The sequence below is a fragment of the Streptomyces sp. NPDC088246 genome, from assembly GCF_044741025.1.
GTDB lineage: Bacteria > Actinomycetota > Actinomycetes > Streptomycetales > Streptomycetaceae > Streptomyces.
Genome location: NZ_JBIURV010000117.1, coordinates 1 through 8,056 on the forward strand (window position 1 = coordinate 1; position 8,056 = coordinate 8,056).

Genomic DNA, 8,056 nt, shown 5'->3' on the forward strand with positions numbered 1-8,056 from the left:
CAACCCCCACCACCCCACCCAACACCTCCTCCACACCCTCCACCCCACAACACCCACCCGCCCCACCGCACACACCACCACCCACACCACCACCGTTGATCCCTCCTCGCTGGAGCATCGGCTGGCACCGCTCGCCGACGACGAGCGCCGCCTCCTGCTGGAGGACATGATCTGCGTCGAGGTGGCCGCGGTGCTCGGGTACGCCGACGCCTCGTCGCTCGACCCGGCGCGGTCGTTCCAGGAGTCCGGATTCGACTCGCTCACCGCGGTGGAGCTGCGCAACAGGCTGAAGAAGACCACCGGTCAGCGCCTGTCCGCCACGCTGGTCTTCGACTACCCGACGCCCCAGACCCTGGCGAGGTACCTGCTGGAGGAACTGCTGCCGGAGATCGAGGAGATCCGGGCGCAGCAGCAGGTGGCCGCAGCGGACGGGAACGAGGACAACGAGGACGAGGACACGCTGCGCCGGGTGCTCGGCTCGGTGCCGCTGGCCCGTATCAGGGAAGCCGGCCTGCTGGACGCGCTGCTGGCGCTGGCCCCGTCCGGGCTCCCGGCACAGAGTGCGGAAGCGGCGCACCGGAATGCCGAGGCCGAAGGCGACCCGAGCGACGGCGACCAGAGCGACGCGATCCTGGCGATGGACATCGACGACCTCGTACGCGAGGCGTTCGAGCGCAGCGACTCCGAACAGCCTGAGTGACCGCGCGGGCTCCGGCCCCGCCAGTTCCGCCGTCCCTGCCGTCCCCGTCGTCTCCGGTTCCACCGGGGTCGACGGGGACGGGGCACTGTCCGGACGAGGGGACGGAGCACCGTCCGGGCGAAGCGACTCAAGTGACACGAGCGACCGAGGAGTGCGAGTGACGACCGTGGATACACCTGTCCAGAAGATCGCAGAGGCGCTGCGCACATCGCTGCTGGAGAACGAGCGGCTGCGTCGGCGCTATGACGAGGCCACGGCCGCCGCTGCGGAGCCGGTGGCGATCGTGGGCATGAGCTGCCGCTTCCCGGGAGGGGTGGAGTCTCCGGAGGACCTGTGGTCGCTCGTCGACTCGGGCACCGACGCGATCACCGGGTTCCCGGACAACCGGGGCTGGGACCTCGACGGGGTGTACGACCCGGACGGCGTACGGCCGCACACCAGCTACACCGGGCAGGGCGGATTCCTGCACCGGGCGCCGGAGTTCGACCCGGCGTTCTTCGGGATGAGCCCGCACGAGGCGACCGCCACGGACCCCCAGCAACGACTGCTGCTCGAAGTCGCCTGGGAGGCGTTCGAGCGGGCCGGGATCGATCCACACAGCCTGACGGGCAGCCGGACCGGGGTGTACGCAGGCGTCATGGCCACCGACTACCCGGTACGGGTGGGCACGGTGCCCGAGGGTGCCGAAGGATTCCTGGTCACCGGCACCGACGGCAGCATCGTGTCAGGACGGATCTCCTACACCCTCGGTCTGGAGGGGCCCGCCGTATCGATCGACACGGCATGCTCGTCCTCGCTGGTGGCGCTCCACCTGGCCGTGCAGGCGCTGCGCCAGGGCACCTGCTCGCTGGCCCTGGCCGGCGGCGTCACCGTGATGTCCACGGCCCGTACGTTCGTGGAGTTCAGCCGGCAGCGCGGGCTGGCCCTCGACGGCCGCTGCCGGTCCTTCGCCGACGCCGCCGCCGGTACGGGCTGGGGCGAGGGCGCAGGCATGCTCGTACTGGAGAAGCTGTCCGACGCGCGCCGCAACGGCCGCCGCATCCTCGCGGTGGTACGCGGCTCCGCGCTGAACCAGGACGGTGCCAGCAACGGCCTCACCGCCCCGAACGGCCCTTCGCAGCAGCGGGTGATCCGCCAGGCCCTGGCCGACGCCGGTCTGTCCACCGGGGACGTCGACGTCGTGGAGGCGCACGGCACCGGCACCGTGCTCGGCGATCCCATCGAGGCACAGGCCCTGATGGCGACGTACGGCAAGGGGCGTCCGGCCGACAACCCGCTGTGGCTGGGCTCGGTCAAGTCGAACATCGGGCATACCCAGGCCGCCGCAGGCGTGGCCGGGGTGATCAAGTCGGTGATGGCGCTGCGGCACGGCGTACTGCCCAGGACCCTGCACGTGGATGCTCCGTCCGCCAAGGTGGACTGGGAGGACGGCGCGGTGAAGCTGCTCACCGAGCCGGTGCCGTGGCAGCGCGACCGCCCCCGCCGCGCGGGGGTTTCCTCCTTCGGCCTCAGCGGCACCAACGCGCACGTCATCATTGAGCAGGCGCCCGAAGCCGAAGCACCCGCGGCGGCCGCGCCGGACACCTCGGCCGCGCTGCCCTACCTCATCACCGCGAAGAGCGCAGCGGCGCTGCGCGCCCAGGCCGACCGGCTCGCCGAGCGGGTCGCGGCCAACCTCGGACTGCGCCCCGCAGACCTCGGGTACTCCCTGGCGACCACCCGTGCCGCGCTGGAGCACCGGGCCGTGCTGGTCGCCGACGGCCGGGACAGCCTGCTGGTGGGGCTGCGGTGCACCGCCGACGGCGACACCCCGGACAACCTGGCGAGAGGCACCGCCGCCGGCCGGGCCAAGGTCGCGTTCGTCTTCCCCGGGCAGGGTTCGCAGTGGGCCGGCATGGCCCTGGAACTGCTGGACCGGGCACCGGTGTTCGCCGAGCGGATACGTGCCTGCGCGGACGCCTTCAGCCCCTACGTCGACTGGGACCTGCTCGCCGTACTGCGGGGCGAACCTGACGCGCCCACCCTCGAACGCGTCGACGTGGTCCAGCCGGTGCTGTTCTCCGTGATGGTCTCGCTGGCCGAACTGTGGCACGCCAACGGTGTGAAGCCCACCGCCGTGGTGGGCCATTCGCAGGGCGAGATCGCCGCGGCCTGCGTCGCGGGCGCCCTCTCCCTCGAAGACGCCGCCCGCGTGGTGACGCTGCGCAGCCAGGCCATCGCCCGCCGGCTGACCGGCCCCGGCGGCATGATGTCGGTGTCCTCCCCCGCCGAGCAGGTCGCCGAGCGGCTGCGCCGCTGGGACGGCCGGCTGTCCGTCGCCGCGATCAACGGCGCCGGTTCGGTCGCCGTCTCCGGTGACTCCGACGCACTGGACGAGCTCCTCGCCGAGCTCCAGGCCGAGGACATCTGGGCGCGCAGGATCCCGGTCGACTACGCCTCGCACTCCGCCCATGTGGAGTCCATCGAGCAGGAGTTGCTGGAAGTACTGGCGGACATCACGCCCCGCCCCTCGCGCATCCCGTTCTACTCGACGGTGACCGCGTCGCTGATCGACACCAGCGAGCTCGACGCCTCGTACTGGTACCGCAATCTGCGGCAGACGGTGCGCTTCGAGGAGACCACCCGGGCCCTGCTCGCCGACGGCCACGGCGTCTTCGTCGAGGCCAGCCCGCACCCGGTGCTGTCCATGGGCATCCAGGAGACCGGCGAGGCGGCCGGGCGGCCCACCGCTGCCATCGGTTCGCTGCGCAGGCATGAGGGCGGCATGGACCGTTTCCTGCTCTCGCTCGGCGAGGCCTGGGTGCAGGGCGTGGCCGTGGACTGGGAGTCGTCGTTCACGCCGTACGCCCCGGCGTGGGTCGACCTGCCCACCTACCCGTTCCAGCGCCGGCCGTACTGGCCGCGACCGGACGCGGGCGGTGCGGATGTGACCTCGGCCGGGCTCGACGCCGCTGACCATCCGCTGCTGGGCGCGGTGGTGGGGCTGGCCAACGCGGACGGTGCGCTCCTGACCGGCCGGATCGGCCTCGACTCCCACCCGTGGCTGGCCGACCACGCGGCCGGCGGCACGGTACTGCTCCCCGGCACCGCGCTCGTGGAGCTCGCCGTACGCGCCGGTGACCAGGTCGGCTGCGGCCGGGTCGACGAACTCGCCCTGACCGCACCGCTGTTGCTGCCCGAGAAGGGCGGCGTCCAGCTCCAGGTGTTCGTGGGCGTGCCGGACGCGACCGGACGGCGACCGGTCGCCGTGCACTCGCGCCCGCTGACCGCCCCCGGAGCGGAGAACACCGACGGCACCGAGACGGCATGGACGGGGCACGCCAGCGGCTTCCTCGTGTCCGAGACGGCGCCGGATGCGAGCGCGGCCGCCGACACGTCGGCCGTCTGGCCGCCCGAAGGCGCCACCGCACTGGACGTGACGGACCTGTACGAGCGGCTCGCCGACCAGGGCTACGGCTACGGTCCTGCCTTCCAGGGGCTGCGCGCCGCCTGGCAGCACGGCGACGAGGTGTTCGCGGAAATCGCCCTGCCCGAGGACGCCCGCGCCGAGGCCGCCAGGTTCGGACTGCACCCGGCGCTGCTTGACGCGGCCCTGCACGCCGCGGGCCTCGGCCCGTTCGACACTTCTTCCGGCACCTCCGACGGACAGATCCGGCTGCCCTTCAGCTGGAGCGGCGTGAGCCTGCGAGTCGTGGGCGCGGCCGCACTGCGGGTACGGGTCTCCCCGGCCGGCGACGACGCGGTGAGTCTGCGTCTGGCGGACGCGACGGGAGCGCCGGTCGCATCCGTCGACGCGCTGATACTGCGTCCGGTCGCGCTCGGCGGGCTGTCGGCCACCCCGGCACCGCACCGCGACTCCCTGTTCCATGTGGAGTGGCAGGCGGCGGCGAAGGCGGGCGAAGCGGCATCGGCACGCGCGGTGCCCTGGGCTCTCCTGTCCGACGACGAAGCCGCAGACTCTGCCGTGTCCGCCACGCTACTGCCGGCCGGCGACGCAACGCGCACCGACGGGCCGGACGGGCCGGCACCGGAGGTGCTGGTTCTCCCCTGCCCGCCGGTCGACGTCACGGACGCGGAGCAGGTGCCGCAGCGACTGCGCGAAGTGCTCGGCACCGTGCTGGCCGCACTGCAGCAGTGGTCGGCCGAGGACCGGCCGGTCTCTTCCCGGCTGGCCGTGGTCACCCAGGGCGCCGCAGGCCCCGAGGGGCTGCCGGTGGACGTCGTCGGTGCGTCGGTGTGGGGTCTGGTGCGCGCCGCACAGGCCGAGACGCCGGACTGCTTCGTCCTGGTCGATTCGGACGGCACGCCGGAGTCCGCGCGGCAGCTCGCCGCCGCGGTGGTGTCGGGTGGTGAGCCGGAACTGGCCCTGCGCAACGGCGAAACCTACGTACCCCGCCTCGTACGAGCCACCACACCCCACCCCGACACCTCAACCACCCCCGCCCTCACCGGTTTCGAGGACTGGGGCCCCGAAGACACCCTCCTCATCACCGGCGGCACCGGCGGACTCGCCACCCTCATCGCCGCACACCTCATCACCCACCACCACATCAAAAACCTCACCCTCGCCAGCCGACAAGGACCCCACGCACCAAACGCCACCCAACTCACCCAACACCTCACCCAACTCGGCGCCCACATCACCCTCACCACCTGCGACGTCAGCAACCCCACCCAACTCACCCAACTCATCAACAACACCCCCCACCTCAAAGGCATCATCCACACCGCAGGAACCCTCAACGACGCCACCCTCACCAACCAAACCCCCCACCACCTCAACACCACCCTCACCCCCAAAGCAGACGCCGCCTGGCACCTCCACCACACCACCCAACACCTCAACCTCACCCACTTCATCCTCTACTCCAGCGCAGCCGCCACCCTCGACGGCGCAGGACAAGCCAACTACGCCGCCGCCAACGCCTTCCTCGACGCCCTCGCCACCCACCGCCACACCCAAAACCAACCCGCACACTCCCTCGCCTGGGGACTCTGGACCCAGAACACCAACATGACCACCCATCTGACGACGGCAGACGTCGAGCAGATGGCGAAGTCCGGCGTGCGCGGCCTGTCCGAAGACGAAGGCCTCGCTCTCTTCGACACCGCCGTGTCCAGCGGGACGCCTGTCCTGCTGCCGATCCGGCTGGACCTCAAGGCGCTGCGCGAACGCCCCGGCGACCTGCCACCGCTGCTGAGCTCTCTGGTACGCCCCGTGACCCGGCGCTCCGTCGCGTCCGCGGGTGCGGACAGCGGCGACACGCTGGCCCACCAGCTCCTCCGGATGTCCGTGCCCGAACGCGACCGCCTGCTGCTGGATCTGGTACGTACTCAGGTCGCCGGCATTCTCGGTCATGAGAGCGGCGACGCCGTCGACCCGGACCGTGCGTTCAAGGACCTGGGATTCGACTCGCTCGCCGCTGTGGCACTGCGCAACCGTCTCGGCACGGCGGCCGGAATCCGGCTGCCGGTCACCCTTGTCTTCGACCACCCCACACCGGTCGCCCTGGCGGAGTACCTCCGCACCGAACTGATCGGCGCCGACGAGCCCCAGAACACCGGCCCGGTCGTCACCCCGGGCGCGGCCCCCGACGAGCCCATCGCCATCGTCGGCATGAGCTGCCGCTTCCCCGGCAGCGTCAACTCTCCCGAAGATCTTTGGGAGTTGCTCGCCGAAGGACGCGACGGCATTTCACCCTTTCCCGAAGACCGCGGCTGGAACATCGAGGAGATCTGCGACACCAGCGGGCTGCGGGCGAACACCAGTCACTCGCACGAAGGCGGTTTCCTCTACGACGCGGCGGACTTCGACGCCGAGTTCTTCGGCATCTCCCCCCGCGAAGCACTGGCCACCGACCCCCAGCAACGCCTGCTCCTGGAAGCATCCTGGGAGGCACTCGAACGCGCCGGACTCGACCCCCACACCCTGCGCGGCAGCCGCACCGGCGTCTTCGCCGGCATCATGTACCACGACTACGCCTCCCGCCTCGGCAACTCCCCACTCCCCGAAGGCGTCGACACCTACCTCGGCAACGGCAGCCTCGGCAGCGTCGCCTCCGGCCGCATCTCCTACACCCTCGGCCTCGAAGGCCCCGCGGTAAGCGTCGACACGGCGTGCTCATCGTCGCTGGTCGCACTGCACCTCGCGGTGCAGGCGCTGCGCAACGGCGAATGCTCGCTCGCCCTCACCGGCGGGGTCTCGGTGATGTTCACGCCGGAGACGTTCATCGACTTCAGCAGGGCGCGAAATCTGGCACCGGACGGCAGGACAAAGGCGTTCGCCGGAGCGGCGGACGGCACGAGCCTCTCCGAGGGTGTCGGCATGCTGCTGGTGGAGCGGCTCTCCGACGCCCAGCGCAACGGACACCACGTACTGGCAGTCGTACGAGGCAGTGCGGTCAACCAGGACGGTGCAAGCAACGGCCTCACCGCACCCAACGGCCCCTCACAACAACGCGTCATCCACCAAGCCCTCCACAACGCCCGCCTCAACCCCACCGACATCCACGCCGTCGAAGCACACGGCACCGGCACCGTCCTCGGCGACCCCATCGAGGCACAAGCACTCCTCGCCACCTACGGCCAGAACCGCCCCGCCGAAAGCCCCCTGCGGCTCGGCTCCGTCAAGTCGAACCTGGGACACACCCAAGCCGCCGCGGGCGTGGCCGGAGTCATCAAGATGGTCATGGCGATGCGCAACGGCGTACTGCCCAAGACCCTGCACGTGGACGAGCCGTCATCGAAGGTGGACTGGACGTCCGGACAGGTGGAACTACTCACCGAGGCGGTGGCCTGGACTGGTGAAGAGCCCCGCCGAGCAGCGGTGTCGTCGTTCGGGATCAGTGGTACGAACGCGCACGTGATCCTGGAACAGGCACCGGCACCGGCCGAGACGGCCGGGCCGAAGCGCAGTGACACCACCGGGCCGGTGCTCTGGCCGGTGTCCGGCGCCAGCCCGGACGCGCTGCGCGCCCAGGCAGTCGGCCTGCTCAACCTCCTGGAACGCACCGACGCCCCCGCCCCGGCCGACATCGGCTACGCCCTGGCCGCCACCCGCGCACACCTGGAACACCGCGCCGTCATCACCGGCACCGACCCGGCAGAACTCAGCACCGGGCTGCGCGCCCTGAGCCAAGACACCCCCGCCACCGAACTCGTCCGCGCAGTCGCCCGCACCAGCGGCAGGACCGCCTTCCTGTTCACCGGACAAGGCGCCCAACGCCCCGGTATGGGACGCGAACTCGCCGCAGCTTTTCCGGTGTTCGCGGCAGCCCTGGACGAGGTGTGCGGATACCTGGACCCTCTGCTGGATCATCCCCTGAAGGATGTGCTCTTCGCTCAGGAGGGTTCAGA

At 71.2% G+C, this 8,056-nt stretch carries 2 protein-coding genes; both read left to right on the forward strand.

Annotated elements, in window-relative coordinates; all coding sequences use genetic code 11:
• Nucleotides 1-700: acyl carrier protein (locus ACIPEK_RS45840; protein ID WP_402008779.1), on the forward strand; the 700-nt coding region annotated here is incomplete at its 5' end.
• A 166-nt stretch (nucleotides 701-866) separates the two neighbouring features.
• Nucleotides 867-8,056 (forward strand): type I polyketide synthase (locus ACIPEK_RS45845; RefSeq protein WP_402008781.1); only part of this gene is annotated, 7,190 nt, incomplete at its 3' end.